Origin of the sequence: Amycolatopsis sp. NPDC049691 (genome assembly GCF_040675005.1) — a bacterium.
GTDB lineage: Bacteria > Actinomycetota > Actinomycetes > Mycobacteriales > Pseudonocardiaceae > Amycolatopsis.
The window spans coordinates 86,049-102,015 of the sequence record NZ_JBFANX010000020.1 but is presented as its reverse complement, the minus strand read 5'-3'; the positions used below and the strand labels follow the sequence as shown (position 1 = coordinate 102,015).

Below are 15,967 nucleotides of genomic sequence, written 5' to 3'. Positions count from 1 at the left end.
CCCCAGACACAGGGGGACCCAGACCCCCCGCAACCCCGATCCGAAGCCAGAACACGGCCGGCGGCGCCGGGTCAAGGCATCTTTCCCGCCTTGACGCGGTGCCGCCGGCCGTAGTCACAATGGGCGAGCGGGGTGGCGGATCGTCCAGACCTGAGCGAACCGCCCTACAGCGACACCACGTTCACCGGCAGAGCAGGGTTGGCACTGAAGTCCAACGGCGCGGTAGGCCGCTTGGCAGCAACAACATGCGCCCCCAAAGCGGCGATCATCGCCCCGTTGTCCGTGCACAGCCGAGGCCGCGGCACCCGCAGCTCAATCCCCGCGGCAGCGCACCGTTCAGCGGCCAGCGAAGACAACCGAGAGTTCGCCGCGACACCCCCGGAGATCACAATGGTCCCGATCCCCTGCTCCTTCGCCGCGCGAACCGCCTTCATCGTCAGCACATCCGCGACGGCTTCCTGGAACGACGCGGCGACGTCATCCACCGGAATCTCCTCGCCCCGCCGGGAAGCACCTTCGACCCACCGCGCGACCGCAGTCTTCAACCCGGAGAAGGAAAAATCGTTCCTGGCATCCCGCGGACCAGTCATCCCCCGCGGAAACGCGATCGCGGCCGGATCGCCGTTCTTCGCAGCCTTGTCGATCGGCGGCCCACCGGGGTAGGGCAGGCCGAGCACCCGGGCGACCTTGTCGTAAGCCTCACCCGCTGCATCGTCCACAGTGGACCCCAGCTCGACGATCTCCGACGCGATGTCGTCGACGCGCAGCAGCTGCGTGTGCCCACCCGACACCAACAACGCCAGGCACGGCGTGGGCAACGGCCCGTGCTGCAGCGTGTCCACCGCAATGTGCCCGGCCAGATGGTTGACGCCGTAGAGCGGCACGTCCAGCGCCGTCGCGTAGGCCTTCGCCGCCGAGACCCCGACGAGCAGCGCGCCCGCGAGTCCCGGCCCGGCCGTCACCGCGATGGCGTCCACATCGGACAGTGCGAGCCCGGCTTTCTCGAAGGCACGCGTGGTCGTGGGAACCATCGCTTCGAGGTGCGCACGGCTCGCCACTTCGGGCACCACACCGCCGAAACGGGCGTGCTGCTCGACGCTGGAGGCGACCTCGTCGGCGAGCAGCTCCACCGTGCCGTCGTCGTGCAGGCGGACCAGGCCGACGCCGGTCTCGTCGCACGAGCTCTCGATGCCCATGATGATGCGTGACATCAGCCCGCCACCTCGTCTCGCGTCCGCGCGGGGCGGACCATCGTGTACGCGTCGGCACCGGAGGGCTGGTAGTAGCGCTTCCGGATGCCGAGCCGTTCGAAGCCGTGGCTCTCGTACAGCGCGAGAGCCGTCTCGTTGTCCGTGCGCACCTCGAGGAACACCGGCGCTTCGAACTCGTCGGCCCGCTCCAGCAGCGCCCGCAGCAGCGCCTTGCCGATGCCCTGGCCCTGGTGTTCCGGTGCGACGCCGATGGTGTGCACGGTCGCCTCGTACTCGCCGCGGCGCCGCCCGACGACGGCCAGGCCGGCGTACCCGAGCAGCTCGTCGCCCTCGTCGGGGCGCGCGGCGAGGTAGAAGTTGCCCGCGTCCAGCTCGGAGTGGAACGCGCGGGAGCTCCACGGGTCGTCGCCGGGGAAGAGGATCTGCTCGATCTCGACGCACCGGGGGATGTCCCGGCGGCGCAGCGGCTCGAGTCTCACTGCGCGGTCACCCGTTTCGGGGCGGTGGGCTCGGCGGCGTCGGGACGGCGCAGGTACAGGGGTGTCAGCGGCCCGGGCGTTTCCTTCGCGAGCAACGCGGCACGCGCGGCCTTCACCAGCCCGGCGGGCGACGGGAAGCGCGGCTCGATCGGCCTGATGGCGAGCGCGTCGGCGTACAGCACGGCGCCGTCGCCGGCCGCGACCTTGACGTCGGTCTCGAGGTCGGCCGGGCGCTGGACGTGCGGGCCGTCGGTGCGGGCGCCGGTGGCGTCGTAGGCCGCCCAGTAGACCTCGCGGCGGCGCGCGTCGGTGAGGACGAGGAAAGCGCTGTCGCCCGGGGCGACGTCGGCGGCGAGCGCGTCGAGGCTGCAGACCGGGTACACCGGCAGGCCGAGCGCGTGCCCGAGGGCGGCGGCGGTGGCCATCCCGGCGCGCAGGCCGGTGAACGGCCCGGGGCCGACGCCGACGACGATCGCGTCGAGGTCCCGGAGGGCCACGCCGGCTTCTTCGGCGGCCGCCAGCGCGTGCGGCATGATCAGTTCGCCGTGGGCGCGGGGGTCGACCGTGACGCGGTGTCCGCGCGTCTCGACCCCGCTGTCGTCCACCGCGACGACGCCCGCGGTCACCGCCGGGGTCGAGGTATCGATCGCCAGTACCAACACGGTGAGCAAGCGTACGACCAGCGCCTTCGGCAGCTCGCTGCAGGGGAAGGATTCGCACGGTAACGTGCGGATGGAGTCCGACTCTGGGAGGTCCCCGCGGTGCCCGCCCCGTTGTTCCCCACCCTCGCCGACGGTTCCGCCAAAGAGGCCCTGCGCTTCGGCGACCACGTCCTGTCCCACGCCGACCTCGCCGCTGTCGCCGGGAGCCTCGCCGCCGAGCTGCCGCGCGGCCGCGTCGCCGTCTGGGCGACCCCGACCGTCCACACCAGCGTCGCCGTCGTCGCCGCGCTCCTGGCCGGCGTCCCGGCCGTGCCGCTGAACCCGAAGATCGGCGAACGCGAACTCGCGCACATCCTCGCCGACAGCGAGCCCCAGCTGGTGCTGGCCGAACCCGGGGCCGAGCTGCCCGCGGGCCTGGCCGGCCTGCCCCGGCGGGACATCCCGCTGACCGGCGAGAAGACGCCGCTCGCGGACGAGCCCGACCCCGAGACGCCCGCGCTGATCGTCTACACGTCAGGCACGACCGGCCCGCCGAAGGGCGTGGTGCTCCCCCGCCGTTCCATCGCGACCACGCTCGACGCGCTGGAAGACGCCTGGGGCTGGACCGCGGACGACGTCCTCGTGCACGCGCTTCCCCTGTTCCACGTGCACGGCCTGATCCTCGGCATCCTCGGCCCGCTGCGCCGCGGCGGCTCGGTGCGCCACCTCGGCCGGTTCTCCACCGAGGGCGTCGCGCGCGAACTCGCGAACGGCGCGACGATGCTGTTCGGCGTCCCGACCATGTACCACCGCATCGCCGGCGAAGTCGGTACCGACACCGCGCTGGCGGAGGCGCTCAAGGGCGCGCGGCTCCTGGTGTCCGGATCCGCGGCGCTGCCGGTGCACGACCACCAGCGGATCACCGCGGCGACCGGCCAGCAGGTCGTCGAGCGCTACGGCATGACCGAGACGCTGATGAACACGAGCGTCCGCGCCGACGGCGAGCGCAAGCCCGGCACGGTCGGCGTCCCGCTGCGCGGCGTCGAACTGCGGCTGGTCGGCGAGGCCGGCGAGGTGGTCGAGGACGTCGAGACCGTCGGCGAGATCCAGGTGCGCGGCCCGAACCTGTTCACCGAGTACCTCAACCGGCCGGACGCGACCGAGGCCGCGTTCGACGGCGGCTGGTTCCGCACCGGCGACATGGCGACGCGCGACAGCGACGGGTACGTGAAGATCGTCGGGCGCAAGGCGACCGACCTGATCAAGAGCGGCGGCTACAAGATCGGCGCGGGCGAGATCGAAAACGCGCTGCTCGAACACCCCGGCGTCGCCGAGGCCGCCGTCACCGGCGAGCCGGACGACGACCTCGGCGAGCGGATCGTCGCGTGGATCGTGCCTTCCGGCGAACCGCCGTCGTCCGACGAGCTGGCCGACCACGTCGCGAAGCTGCTGGCCCCGCACAAGCGCCCGCGGGTCGTCCGTTACCTGGATGCGTTGCCGCGCAACGACATGGGCAAGGTCATGAAGCGGGCGCTCGGTGTCTAGGCAGCCGGCGCGCGAAGTCGTCGGCGCGATCGCGAACGGGTTCACGGAGTTCCCCACGCCGTTGCGGGACGAGCCGGCCGACGGCCCGATCCACTGGCCGGGTTACCGCTCCGCGCGCGCCGCCGCGGAGGAGCGCACCGGCGAGAAGGAGTCGGTCGTCTGCGGGACGGCGAAGATCGGCGACGTCGAGGCCGTGCTGATCGCGTTCGAGTTCGGGTTCCTCGGCGGCTCGCTCGGGCAGCGCACCGGCGACCGCATCGAGGCGGCGTTCGCGCACGCGCGCGACGCGCGGCTCCCGGTGGTGTCGCTGGTGTCCACCGGCGGCAGCCGGATGCAGCAGGGCATGCGCGCGCTGATGCAGCTCCAGCGGGTGGCGCGGGCGTCGGCGTTGACCCGGTCGACGGGCATCCCGCAGATCTCGGTGCTGCGCGACCCGACGACCGGCGGCGGCTGGGCGACGCTCGGCGCCGGTGCCGACGTCATCCTCGCCTTGCCGGAAGCGCAGGTCGGCTTCGCGGGCTCGCGGGTGCGTCCGGCCGGTTCGCCGGAGGCGTACACCGCGGAGGCCAAGCTCGAGTGGGGCCAGGTCGACGCGATCGTCGCGCCGGAGAACCTCGGCGTGACGCTGGAGCGGTGGCTGCGGCTGCTGACGGCCCGCTCGTCGGCGGCGGCTCCCCCGCCCACGGCGTTGCGCTCGGCCGCCTTGCCCGAGACGGGCTGGGAAGCGGTCCAGGCGGCGCGTTCCCCGCGACGGCCGCGGGCGGTCGAGTACCTGGACGCGTACTTCGACTGGCGCGAGGACGTCAGCGGCGACCGGGCCGGCGGGGTCGACCCCGGGGTGGCGTGCGGCTTCGGCTGGCGCGACGGCCGGACGATCGCGTACGCGGCGCAGTGCGGCACGCCGACGTCGCCGGCGGGCTTCCGGACGGCGGCGCGGCTGGTGCAGCTGGCGTCCCGGCTGGGAATCCCGGTGCTGACGCTGGTCGACACGCCGGGTGCGGCGAACGACGCGGCGGCCGAGCAGGCGGGCGCGGGCGGCGCGATCGCGGCGATGTTCGAAGCGGTGGCGACGGCGTCGATCCCGGTGACCACGCTGGTGATCGGCGAAGGCGGCTCAGGTGGGGCGCTGGCGTTCGCGGCGCTGGGGTCGACGTGGGTGGCACCGGACGCGTACTTCTCGGTGACGTCCCCGGAGGCCGCGGCGGCGATCCTCAAGCGGCCGGCGGCGGAGGTCCCGGCCATCGCCGACCAGCTGCGGCTGCGGCCGCAGGACCTGGTGGACCTGGGTGTGGCCCGCGCGGTCGTGAGTGAGAAACAGGGTTAGAACGCTGTTTCTCGCTCACGACATCTTGATGGGTCCATCCGTGGTTGGATCTTGCGATGGGGTATCGACTCAACAGGCGAGCGGCGTTCGGTTTGGGGACCGCTGTCGTCGCCGGAAGCGTTCTGACCGGCTCTCCCGCGTTCGCGCAGGAAGCAGACATCGAGGCCAGCCCGGCCACACCGGACCGGGCCAGGCAGAAGGTGAAGCGCGTCTACGACAACGCCGCCGCTGAGGCAGGCGGCGTCTGGAACTCCTACATCAGCGTGGCCGACCAGGTGGCCGTCGACGTGGCGTCCGACGAGATCGTCGAGGCGTACAGCGTCAACAAGGTGGCCGTCGCGGTCACCTTGATGGACAAGATCGACCGTGGCCTGCTCACGCTGGACCAGCAGGTCCAGGTGCCGGAGAGCATCGTCGTGCCGGGTGGCGACGGCATCATCATCCTGGACAAGGCGTACCCGAGCGCGTTCACGCTGGGCCACGTCCTGTCGCTGTTCCTCACTGTTTCGGACGACACGTGCGTCCGGCTGGTGGGGCTCGTGGTTCCGGCGGCCGAGATCAACCAGATCCTGGTGGCCAAGGGCTTCCCCAAGACCCAGGTCACGCCGGTGGCCAACCCGAACCGCTACTTCCTCGGCCAGACCACTCCGCGCGAGACCCACGACCTGCTGAAGGCGCTGGTCGCGGGCACGTTGCTGAGCCCGGCATCGACGGAGTACCTGCTGTCCATTCTGCGGTCGCAGGTGGCGTTCACCGACGGTATCCGCCGTGAGATGTCGTCCGCGGACCGGGCGAGGATCGCCACGAAGGCGGGCTGGCTGAACGACGGCCGCAACGAGGCGGGGATCATGTTCGACGCCGCGGGCAAGCCGGTGCTGATCTACTCGATGTTCGCGCACGGCCAGGCGAACCCGGACGATTTCGGGGCCACCCACCCGGTCCGGCAGGCCACGGCGGAGATGGGGCCGAAGTTCCTGCGCGCGGTCGACAAGATCGCGGGCGCCGGCACCAGGACCTTCCGGGCACCGGCCTACCAGCAGTACAACGGCGGCTGAGCGCACCTACCTCGTGAGTGAGAAACAGGGTTAGAACCCTGTTTCTCACTCACGAGGTCTTGGCGAGCTCCGGTACCCGGTCGGCCCAGGTGCCGTGCGGTTCCAGCGTGACCTCGCGGACGTCGTCCTCGCGGCGGTCCAGCCGGACCACCAGGTAGTCCTCCGACAGCCGTTCCGCCGACCCCTCGCCCCACTCGACCACGATCGCCGAGCGCTCCAGGTCCGTGTCCAGGTCCAGGTCGTCCAGCTGCGACAGGTCCCCGCCGAGCCGGTACGCGTCCACGTGCACCAGCGGCACCCCCGCGGCCCCCGCCGGGTGGACGCGGGCCAGGACGAACGTCGGGGAGCTGACCCGGCCGCCGACGCCCAGGCCGTCCGCGATGCCGCGGGTCAGCGTCGTCTTGCCCGCGCCGAGCGGCCCGGCCAGCAGGACCAGGTCACCCGCCCGCAGGACGCGGCCGAGGGCCCGCCCGAAGTCCATGGTCTCTTCGGGGGTCGGGAACACGAAACTCAACGCTGCCACCACCAGGTTCGCCGGGACGAGGATTCGCCGTCCGCACCGGAACAGCGTTGGAGGAGATCGATCAGATGGCTGTTCACCAGCTCCGGCTGCTCGAGCTGGACCATGTGGCCGGCGCCGCGGACGCGGACCAGCTCCGCGTCGGGCAGCTCGGCCGCGATCCGCTCGGCGTGCGAGAACGGCGTGAACCGGTCCGAATCGCCGCCGATGACCAGCACTTGCGCGTGCTTCAGCCCGGCCAGCGCGGCGTAGCGGTTGTGGCTGCCGAGCGTGTCGACGAAGTTCACGAGCCCGCGCACCGGCGTCACTTCCAGCATTTCGAGCATGAAGTCGACGAGCCGAGGCGCGACGTCGCGGCTGCCGAACGCCAGCCGCCGCACGGCCTGGCGCGTCAGCTGCCCGCCCGCCGCGCGGACGAACTCGACCAGCCCCGGCTGCCAGCCCGCGAGGCCGCCGGCCGCGCGGGTCAGCGGGTTGTACTTCGAGAGCAGCGAACGCGGCAACCCGCGTGCGCCCACTTCGCCCGCCGCCGTCGCGATGAAGGCGACCCCACAGACGCGGTCCTCGAACAGCTCGGGGAACTCCGCGGCCAGCTCCATGATGACCATGCCGCCCATCGAGTGCCCCAGCAGCACGACGGGCCCCTCCGGTACCACCGACCGCAGCACGCAGTCGAGGTCCCGGGCCAGCTGCTCGATCGTCGACGTCTCCGCCGAAGCCGCGCCGGACAGCCCGTGGCCGCGGTGGTCGTAGTACACCTGACGCACGCGCGGCAACGTCAGCGAAGCCAGGTCACGGCGCTGGAAGTGCCAGCAGCGCCGCGAAAGCGCGAAGCCGTGCACTCCCACGACGGTCAGTTCCGGTTCGCCGCCGTCCTCCGGGTCGATCTCCTCGACCGAAAGCGGCGTGCCGTCCTCGGCCGCGACCGTGGAGGCACGGTCCGGCTTCAGCTCCCCCAGCGGCTCGTCCACGTACGGGTCCTCACTGTGCCGCCGCTGCTGCGCGGCGACGATAGCGGCGGCGGCGGTCCCGGTGGCGAGGGCTCCGACCCCGCCGGCGATGGCCAGCAGTCGTCGTGAAGGTGTCACGACCGTTCCCCCAGATACCGGCGGCGCACCCGCGGCCGGTACATCGAAGTCACGATCTCGTAGTCGATGGTGCCCAGCTTGTCGGCCCATTCCCGGGCCGTCGGCTCGCCGTGCGCCCCGTCGCCGAACAGGACGACCTCGTCGCCGACAGCGGGTTCGTAGTCGCCGCAGTCGACGACCAGCTGGTCCATGCAGACCCGCCCGGCGACCGGCCGCCGCCGCCCGCCGAGGAAGACGTCCATCCGGCCGGACAGCGACCGCGGGACGCCGTCGGCGTACCCGGCCGGGACCAGCGCCAGGTTCGTGTCGCGCGAGGCCGTCCAGGTGTGGCCGTAGGACACCGATTCGCCGGCTTCGACGCGCTTGACCAGGGCGACCGCGGACCGGAACGTCATGGCCGGGCGCAGGTCTTCGGGCTGCGGCACGGGGTTCAGCCCGTACATCGCGATACCCGGGCGCACGACGTCGAAGTGCAGGTCCGGCCGGGTGAGCAGGGCCGCGGAGTTCGCCAGGTGCCGCTTCGGATCGAGGCCGGCGGCGCGGGCGGCGTCGTAGGCCTCGGCGAAGCGCTTGGCCTGCAGGTCGGTCGCCGGGTGGTCCGGCTCGTCCGCGCACGCGAGGTGGGACCAGACGGCGACGACTTCGACCCGCGGTTCGGCGGCCGCCGCTTCGACCAGTTCGGCCCAGGCGGACGGCGGGCAGCCGTTGCGCGAGAGCCCGGTGTCGATTTTGAGGTGCACACGCGCCCGGGTACCCGCGGAAGCCGCGGCGGTGATGCGGCGTAGCTCACCCAGGGAGCTGGCCGCCAGGTCGACGCCGGCTTCGATGCCCGGCGCGAAGTCGACGTCCGGGGTGTCCAGCCAGCTGAACAGCCGGGCCGTGATGCCGGCTTCGCGCAGGGCGAGGGCTTCGCCGAGCGAGCAGGTGCCGAGCCAGCTCGCCCCGGCCTCGACCGCGGCGCGCGCCACCGGCAGCGCGCCGTGGCCGTAGGCGTCGGCCTTCACCACGGCCATCACTTCGGCGCCGGGCGCGCGGGCGCCCAGCAGGGTGAGGTTGTGGCGGATCGCGTCGAGGTCGATGTCGACCTGGGCACGCGGGAAACTGGGAGTCATGGCACCCTCCATTTTCCCATGACCGGAGGTCAGGGCCCGGGTGGGCATGCTCACCCGGGCGCCGCGGCAAGGCTCACGAGCCATCCAGACCTCCCCGCAACCCCGATCCGAAGCCAGAACACGGCCGGTAGTGACGGGTCAAGGCACGCTTTCCCGCCTTGACGCGGCACTACCGGCCGTAGTCACAATCCGGCTTCGGGGTGGCGGCTCCTGCGACAGGTCAGGGCAGGCGGGCCCCGTCGCCTGTGGCCGAGAACACGTGCAGCTCGTCCGGGCGGATGCGCAGGTGGAGCGTGTCGCCCATGGCCGGCGGCGTGCGCGGGTCGACGCGGGCGACGACGTTGGACTGGGTGCCCGCGGCGTCGGTCCCGGCGAGCTTGCCGTAGACGTAGGCGTCCGAACCCAGCTCCTCGACCAGGTCCACCTTGACCGGCAGCGTGCCGTCCTCGGAGGTGGTGACCTCCAGCGCCTCCGGCCGGAAGCCGAGCTTGACGGTGTCGCCGTCGGCGGCCGCGATGGTCTCGCGGGACAGCGGCACGCGCGCGCCACCCAGCTCGGCGCCGTCGACCGTCAGCTTCGCGGTGACGAGGTTCATGGCGGGCGAGCCGATGAACCCGGCGACGAAAGCGTTCGCGGGCCGGTCGTACAGGGCGCGCGGGGTGTCGCACTGCTGGAGCAGGCCGTCCGAGAGCACGGCGACGCGGTCACCCATCGTCATGGCCTCGACCTGGTCGTGCGTGACGTACACAGTCGTGACGCCGAGGCGGCGCTGCAGCGCGGCGATCTGCGTACGCGTCGAGACACGCAGCTTCGCGTCGAGGTTCGACAGCGGCTCGTCCATCAGGAAGACCTGCGGCTCGCGGACGATCGCGCGGCCCATCGCGACGCGCTGGCGCTGACCACCCGACAGCGCCTTCGGCTTGCGGTCGAGGTACTGCTCGATGTCCAGCAGCTTCGCGGCCTCGAGGACCTTCTGCTTGATCTCGGACGCGGGGCGGCCGGCGATCTTCAGCGCGAAGCCCATGTTCTGGGCGACCGTCATGTGCGGGTACAGCGCGTAGTTCTGGAACACCATCGCGATGTCGCGCGAGCGCGGCGGCAGCTGCGTGACGTCGCGGTCGCCGATCCAGACGGCGCCGTCGTCGATGTCCTCGAGGCCGGCGAGCATGCGCAGGCTGGTCGACTTGCCGCAGCCCGACGGGCCGACCAGCACGAGGAACTCGCCGTCCTCGATCTGCAGGTCCAGCGCGTCGACCGCGGGGCGCTCCGAACCGGCGTAGCGCCGGGTCGCCTTGTCGTAGGTGATGGAAGCCATCGGTCAGTCCTCTCCGAGATTCCGCCGGACCCCGTAAGCCGCTTCGCGGGCTTCGAGGTGGCGCTGCTGGATCCGGTGGCCCTCGGCGCGCTGCGCCTCGGTCGGCTCGTCCAGCTCGAGCCGGAGCTTCTGGTTCTTCTGCCAGGACGGGGGTTCCGCGCTGGACGCCAAGGCCCAGGCCGCCTGGCGCGCCGCCCCGATGGCGACGTACTCGGCGACTTCGGGCAGCTGCACGGGCACGCCGAACACCAGCGGCGCCACCGCGCGGACGGCGGCCGACTGCGCGCCGCCGCCGATCAGCAGCACGCGCTCGACGTCGAGGCCGTGCGCGCGCACCGCGTCCAGCCCGGCGGCGAGGCCGCAGAGCATGCCTTCGACGGCGCTGCGCGCGAGGTTCTGCGGGGTCATGTTGTCCCTGGTCAGCCCGCTCAGGGAGCCCGTCGCGCCCGGGAGGTTCGGGGTGCGCTCGCCGTCCAGGTAGGGCAGGAAGGTCAGGCCGCCGGAGCCCGGTTCGGCGGTCAGGGCCAGCCGGTCGAACTCGCTCAGCGTCGCGCCGAGCATCGACGCCGTCGCGGTGAGGACGCGGGCGGCGTTGAGCGTGCAGGCCAGTGGGAGGAAGCGGCCGGTGGCGTCGGCGAACCCGGCGACCTCGCCGGACGCGTCGGCCGCGCCCTTCTCGGCGACGCCGAACACGGTGCCGCTGGTGCCGAGGGAGACGACGACGTCGCCGGGCCGCAGCTCGAGCCCGAGCGCGGCGGCCATGTTGTCGCCGGTCCCCGCCGAGACGAGCACGCCCGCCGGGGTGTGGCCGGCGGCGTCGGCCGGGCCGAGCACGGTGGGCAGCTCCGGCGTCCGGCCGCCGAAGGCGTGGCTCAGGACGTCGAGGCGGTAGGCGTTGTCGGACGGCGAGAAGTAGCCGGTGCCGGAGGCGTCGCCGCGGTCGGTGACCGGGTCGCCACCGGTGAGCTTCCAGGTCAGCCAGTCGTGCGGGAGCAGCACGCGGGCGACGCGGTCGGCGAGCGCGGGCTCGTTGTCGGCCAGCCAGCGCAGCTTCGTGACGGTGAAGCTGGCGACCGGCACCGAGCCGACGGACTTCGCCCAGACGGACGGCCCGCCGAGCTCGTCGACGAGGTCGAGGGCCGCGCGGGCGGAGCGGGTGTCGTTCCACAGCAGCGCCGGCCGGACGACCTCGCCGTCCTCGTCGAGGGTGACCATGCCGTGCTGCTGACCGCCGACGCCGATGGCCTTGACGTCGTCGAGCAGGCCCCGGGTGGCCTCCTGGAAGGCGTCCCACCAGGCGGCGGGGTCGACCTCCGTGCCCTCGGGGTGCGGCGCGCGGCCGGTGCGGACGATTTCGCCGGTTTCGGCGTCACACACGACGACCTTGGTCGACTGCGTGGACGAGTCGATGCCGGCGACCAGCTCAGCTGTCATAGGGCTGCCCCTCTGCGACGTGTTCGACGATCTCGATCGCGGTGCCCGCGTTGAGCGCGGCCTCGATCTCCTCGGTGGGCGTGGCTTGGCCCGTGATCAGCAGGTCGTAGTCGCCGACGTCGCCGTGCGCGTAGGTGGCGGTGCGGCCGAACTTCGAGTGGTCGACGACGAGGACGTTCTGGTTCGCGACCTTGAGCGCGGCCTTCTTGAGCTCGGCGTAGTCGCGGTCGGGGTGGAAGAGCCGCCCGACGGCGACCGCGGTGACCGAGACGAACGAGACGTCGGCGCGGATCGAGTCGAGCAGGTTGAGGACCTCGGGACCGGCGCAGGAGTCGTACTCGGGCGAGTACCGGCCGCCGGCGAGCACGACGTCGTTCTTCGGGCCCAGCAGGCGCGCGGCGTGCAGCGAGTTGGTGACGACGGTGAGGGCGTCGATCTCGGCCAGGCGCTTGATCAGCGGGAGCAGCGTCGTGGAGTCGTCGACGAAGACGGTCTGGCCGGGCTGGACGTGCTTCGCGGCGGCTTCGCCGAGAGCGTCCTTCTCGCCGTGGTGGAGGGTGTCGCGGAAGCGGGCGGCGGTCTCGATGGTGAGCGCGGGGTAGGCCTCGACCTTGCCGCGCAGCTTGCGCAGGAGGCGGCGCTCGGCGAGGTCGTCGAGGTCGCGGTGCATGGTCATCAGGCTGACCTTGAACCGGCTGGTCAGGTCGTCGATGCGGGCTTCGCCGTGCTCGATGACGTGGTCGAGGATGTCCTGCCGCCGCTGTTCGACGACGGCATCGGACGGCCGGGTCTTCCGGTCTCCGGGTGCTGTGCCGCCGCTCACACGGCATTCTTACCAGATTTATCGTCCGGAGTTAACAGAGAACTCGATAACTCTTCTCAGGACGTTAGAGAGCGGATCGACCGGATGGCCTCCGGGATGGCGTGGACCAGGCCCGACGCCGACGTCGGGGCGTTCTGGGCCGCGATCGCCCCGGCGAGCGAGTGCACGTGGGCCGCCATCGCCGCCGCCAGCCACGGGTCGAGGCCTGCCGCCAGCAGCGACCCGACCAGCCCGGAGAGGACGTCGCCCGACCCCGCCGTCGCCAGCCACGCACCGTGCGGTTTGTTCAGCGCGACCCGGCCGTCCGGGGCCGCGATCACCGTGACGTGCCCCTTCAGCAGCACCACCGCGTCGTACTTCGCCGCCGCTTCGCGCGCCGCCGTCACGCGGTCGGCGCCCGGCTTGCGGCCCATCAGGCGCTCGTACTCGCCCGCGTGCGGGGTCAGCACCAGCGGCGTGTCCGGGTCGCGCGCGTCCAGGACCTCCGGGGACTTCGCGATGATCGTCGTCGCGTCGGCGTCGGCGCACACCGGGACGCCCTGGCCCAGGACGTACCGCAGGACGTCGCGGCCCTCCGCGCCCGTGCCGATGCCCGGACCGACCGCCCACGCCTGGACGCGGCCGGCGTCGGCGACCGTCCCCGTCGCGATGATCTCCGGCCACTGCGCCCGCACGACGTCGGCCGCGTGGCCGGCGTAGCGGACCATGCCCGCCGTCGCGCGGACCGCCGAGCCCGCCGCCAGCACCGCCGCGCCCGGGTACGTCGCCGAGCCCGCCGCGATGCCGACCACGCCCTGGCTGTACTTGTCGTCCTCCGGGCCGGGGATCGGCCAGGCCGCGGCGACGTCGACGATGTCGAGCCGGCGCAGGTCGGGGTCGGTGAGTTCGAGGCCGATGTCGACCAGCACGACTTCGCCGCAGTGGGCGGGCGCGAGCGCGTGCACCGGCTTGAGCGCGCCGAACGTGACGGTCTTGGCCGCCGTGACCGCGGGGCCGTCGACCGCGCCGGTGTCCGGGTCGACGCCGCTGGGCAGGTCGACCGCGACGATCGGCGCCTCGACCAGCTCGACCAGCCGCGCGGCGTCCGGCCGCAGTCCCCCTTTGCCGGAGATCCCGACGATCCCGTCGACCACGACGTCGGCCTTCGCGATCCACTGTGGACCGTCCGCGGCGGGCACCGCACGGCCACCGGCCCGCTTGAGCGCCGCCAGTCCCTTGGCGTGGGCTTTCTCGGGCTTCAGCAGGATCGCCGTGACGGCCACACCACGACGGCGCAGGAAGGCTCCGGCCCAGAGGGCGTCACCGCCGTTGTCCCCGGAACCGACGAGCAGCACGACCCGGCGGCCGGAAACGCCGCCGGTGTGGTCTTCGAGGAAGTCCGCGATGTGCACCGCGAGCGCGAACGACGCCCGCCGCATCAGCTCGCCGTCCGGTGTGACGGCGAACGCCCGCCCCTCCGCCTCGCGAATCCGTTCCGTGGTCCAGATTCCCTGCACGGCGGGGCCTCCCGCGATTACTCGACTGTGACGGACTTCGCCAGGTTACGCGGCTTGTCGACGTCGTACCCGCGGGCGCGGGCGATCTCCGCGGCCAGGACCTGCAGCGGCACCGTGGATACCAGCGGCTGCAGCAGCGTCGGCACCGCGGGGACCTCGATGAGCTCGTCGGCGAACGGCCGGACGGTCTCGTCGCCCTCTTCGGCGATCACGATCGTGCGGGCACCGCGCGCCTGGATCTCGCTGATGTTCGACACGAGCTTCGAGTGCAGCACCGCGCGGCCCTTGGGCGACGGCATCACGACGACGACCGGCAGGCCCTCTTCGATGAGCGCGATCGGGCCGTGCTTCAGCTCGCCGGCGGCGAACCCCTCGGCGTGCATGTACGCGAGTTCCTTGAGCTTCAGCGCACCCTCGAGGGCGACCGGGAAGCCGACGTGACGGCCGAGGAACAGCACCGCCCGCGAGTCGGCGATGCGCCGGCCGAGGTCGCGGGTCTGCTCCACAGTGGACAGTACCTTTTGGACGGCCGCGGGCATGGCCTCCAGCTCGGCGAACTCGCGGGCGACCTCGTCCGGGTACTTCGTGCCGCGGGCCTGCGCCAGCGCCAGGCCGACGAGGTAGTTCGCCGCGATCTGGGCGAGGAACGCCTTGGTCGAGGCGACCCCGATCTCGGGCCCGGCGTGGGTGTAGAGGACGGCGTCGGACTCGCGCGGGATCTGCGCGCCGTTGGTGTTGCAGACGGCGAGGACGCGCGCCTTCTGCTCGCGCGCGTGCCGGACGGCTTCGAGTGTGTCGGCCGTCTCGCCGGACTGGGACACGGCGACGACGAGCGTGTCGCGGTCCAGCACCGGGTCGCGGTAGCGGAACTCCGACGCCAGCTCGACCTCGACCGGCAGCCGCGTCCAGTGTTCGATGGCGTACTTCGCGACCAGGCCGGAGTGGTAGGCCGACCCGCAGGCCACGACGAAGACCTTGTCGACGTCGCGGAGGTCCTGGTCGGAGATGCGCTGCTCGTCGAGGATGATCCGGCCGGACTCGAAGTGGCCGCGCAGCGTGTTGGCCAGCGCCTCGGGCTGCTCCTCGATCTCCTTGAGCATGAAGTACTCGTGGCCGCCCTTTTCGGCGGCGGAGAGGTCCCAGTCGACGGTGAACGGCTTGGCCTGGGCGGCGTCGCCGTGGAAGTCGGTGACCTCGTAGCCCTCGCGGGTGATGACGACGAGCTGGTCCTGGCCCAGTTCGACGGCCTCCCGGGTGTGCTCGATGAAGGCGGCGACGTCCGAGGCGACGAAGTGCTCACCGTCGCCCACGCCGACGACCAGCGGCGACGACCGCCGCGCGGCGACGATGGTGTCCGGCTGGTCGGCGTGCGTCACGACGAGGGTGAAGGCGCCTTCGAGCCGCCGGCAGACGGCGGCGACGCTCGCGGCGAGGTCACCCTTGGTGTCGCCTTCGGCGTAGGCGCGCGCGACGAGGTGGGCGGCGGTCTCGCTGTCGGTGTCGCTGGCCATCTCGACGCCGTCGGATTCCAGCTCGGCGCGGAGCGTGGCGAAGTTTTCGATGATGCCGTTGTGCACGACGGCGACGCGCTGGGTCGCGTCCCGGTGCGGGTGCGAGTTCCGGTCGATCGGCGCGCCGTGGGTGGCCCAGCGGGTGTGGCCCATGCCGGCGGTCCCGGTGAAGGTGTCCCGGCCGACCTTGTCGAGCTCGGCTTCCAGGTTGGCCAGGCGGCCCGCCTTGCGCTCGACGGTCAGTTCGCCACCGTCCAGCACGGCGATGCCGGCCGAGTCGTAACCGCGGTACTCCATGCGCCGGAGCCCGCCGAGGACGACGTCCAGAGCCGGGCGGTGCCCGACATATCCCACGATTCCACACACGCTCACCAGCCTAACGAGGGATGTTCGGCCGGTTGACGGGGTCTGGA

14 protein-coding genes are annotated in these 15,967 nt (G+C 72.3%); 3 read left to right on the top strand and 11 right to left on the bottom strand.

Annotated features, from left to right (window positions below):
• Positions 1-164: 164 nt before the first annotated feature.
• Genes tsaD through tsaB form a run of 3 tightly spaced genes read right to left on the bottom strand, consistent with a single transcriptional unit; the run spans position 165 to position 2,352 of the window.
• Positions 165-1,211: a tRNA (adenosine(37)-N6)-threonylcarbamoyltransferase complex transferase subunit TsaD gene (tsaD, locus tag AB0J40_RS35835; protein WP_364462302.1), complete on the bottom strand. Its 1,047-nt coding sequence runs from the start codon at positions 1,209-1,211 to the stop codon at positions 165-167.
• Positions 1,211-1,690 (bottom strand): ribosomal protein S18-alanine N-acetyltransferase, encoded by a 480-nt coding sequence (gene rimI / locus AB0J40_RS35830; protein WP_364462299.1) that lies wholly within the window; start codon positions 1,688-1,690, stop codon positions 1,211-1,213. The genes tsaD and rimI overlap by 1 nt, the downstream gene beginning before the upstream one ends.
• Positions 1,687-2,352 carry a tRNA (adenosine(37)-N6)-threonylcarbamoyltransferase complex dimerization subunit type 1 TsaB gene (tsaB, locus tag AB0J40_RS35825; protein ID WP_364462296.1) on the bottom strand — a complete coding sequence of 222 codons (666 nt, stop codon included), beginning with the start codon at positions 2,350-2,352 and terminating at the stop codon, positions 1,687-1,689. The genes rimI and tsaB overlap by 4 nt, the downstream gene beginning before the upstream one ends.
• Positions 2,353-2,451: 99 nt before the next feature.
• On the opposite strand from tsaB, the gene AB0J40_RS35820 reads away from it, so the two are divergent.
• The 3 genes from AB0J40_RS35820 to AB0J40_RS35810 all read left to right on the top strand — a co-directional run bounded on the left by AB0J40_RS35820 (position 2,452) and on the right by AB0J40_RS35810 (position 6,255).
• Positions 2,452-3,876 (top strand): acyl-CoA synthetase, encoded by a 1,425-nt coding sequence (locus AB0J40_RS35820; RefSeq protein WP_364462293.1) that lies wholly within the window; start codon positions 2,452-2,454, stop codon positions 3,874-3,876.
• Positions 3,869-5,200 (top strand): carboxyl transferase domain-containing protein, encoded by a 1,332-nt coding sequence (locus AB0J40_RS35815; protein WP_364462290.1) that lies wholly within the window; start codon positions 3,869-3,871, stop codon positions 5,198-5,200. Before AB0J40_RS35820 ends, AB0J40_RS35815 begins: the two co-directional genes overlap by 8 nt.
• A 200-nt stretch (positions 5,201-5,400) precedes the next feature.
• A complete protein-coding gene (locus AB0J40_RS35810) occupies positions 5,401-6,255 on the top strand; it encodes a serine hydrolase (protein WP_364462287.1) in 855 nt (284 codons plus the stop codon).
• A 49-nt stretch (positions 6,256-6,304) separates the two neighbouring features.
• On the opposite strand, the gene tsaE is transcribed toward AB0J40_RS35810, so the two are convergent.
• The 8 genes from tsaE to glmS form a co-directional block, all read right to left on the bottom strand.
• On the bottom strand, positions 6,305-6,769 hold the full coding sequence (gene tsaE, locus AB0J40_RS35805) for a tRNA (adenosine(37)-N6)-threonylcarbamoyltransferase complex ATPase subunit type 1 TsaE (protein ID WP_364462285.1): 465 nt from the start codon (positions 6,767-6,769) through the stop codon (positions 6,305-6,307).
• Complete coding sequence (locus AB0J40_RS35800) at positions 6,766-7,863, bottom strand: alpha/beta hydrolase (RefSeq protein WP_364462282.1); 1,098 nt, start codon at positions 7,861-7,863, stop codon at positions 6,766-6,768. The genes tsaE and AB0J40_RS35800 overlap by 4 nt, the downstream gene beginning before the upstream one ends.
• Positions 7,860-8,975 (bottom strand): alanine racemase, encoded by a 1,116-nt coding sequence (gene alr / locus AB0J40_RS35795; protein WP_364462280.1) that lies wholly within the window; start codon positions 8,973-8,975, stop codon positions 7,860-7,862. Before alr ends, AB0J40_RS35800 begins: the two co-directional genes overlap by 4 nt.
• Before the next feature lie 220 nt (positions 8,976-9,195).
• The gene (ugpC, locus tag AB0J40_RS35790) at positions 9,196-10,290 is read right to left on the bottom strand and encodes a sn-glycerol-3-phosphate ABC transporter ATP-binding protein UgpC (RefSeq protein ID WP_364462278.1); all 1,095 of its coding nucleotides are present in this window, start codon (positions 10,288-10,290) and stop codon (positions 9,196-9,198) included.
• A gap of 3 nt (positions 10,291-10,293) precedes the next feature.
• Positions 10,294-11,724 (bottom strand): xylulokinase, encoded by a 1,431-nt coding sequence (gene xylB / locus AB0J40_RS35785; protein ID WP_364462275.1) that lies wholly within the window; start codon positions 11,722-11,724, stop codon positions 10,294-10,296.
• Positions 11,714-12,547, bottom strand: coding sequence for a DeoR/GlpR family DNA-binding transcription regulator (locus AB0J40_RS35780; protein ID WP_364462272.1), 834 nt, complete (start codon positions 12,545-12,547; stop codon positions 11,714-11,716). Before AB0J40_RS35780 ends, xylB begins: the two co-directional genes overlap by 11 nt.
• A gap of 56 nt (positions 12,548-12,603) precedes the next feature.
• The gene (locus AB0J40_RS35775) at positions 12,604-14,043 is read right to left on the bottom strand and encodes an NAD(P)H-hydrate dehydratase (protein ID WP_364462269.1); all 1,440 of its coding nucleotides are present in this window, start codon (positions 14,041-14,043) and stop codon (positions 12,604-12,606) included.
• 17 nt (positions 14,044-14,060) lie between these two features.
• A complete protein-coding gene (gene glmS, locus AB0J40_RS35770) occupies positions 14,061-15,920 on the bottom strand; it encodes a glutamine--fructose-6-phosphate transaminase (isomerizing) (RefSeq protein WP_364462266.1) in 1,860 nt (619 codons plus the stop codon).
• Positions 15,921-15,967 lie beyond the last annotated feature (47 nt).

What these genes read in the sequence shown, in the direction of transcription:
- xylB (WP_364462275.1), bottom strand. Translation starts at nt 11,724, where the DNA reads ATGACAGCTGAGCTGGTCGCCGGCATCGACTCGTCCACGCAGTCGACC.
- ugpC (WP_364462278.1), bottom strand. Translation starts at nt 10,290, where the DNA reads ATGGCTTCCATCACCTACGACAAGGCGACCCGGCGCTACGCCGGTTCG.
- tsaD (WP_364462302.1), bottom strand. Translation starts at nt 1,211, where the DNA reads ATGTCACGCATCATCATGGGCATCGAGAGCTCGTGCGACGAGACCGGC.
- alr (WP_364462280.1), bottom strand. Translation starts at nt 8,975, where the DNA reads ATGACTCCCAGTTTCCCGCGTGCCCAGGTCGACATCGACCTCGACGCG.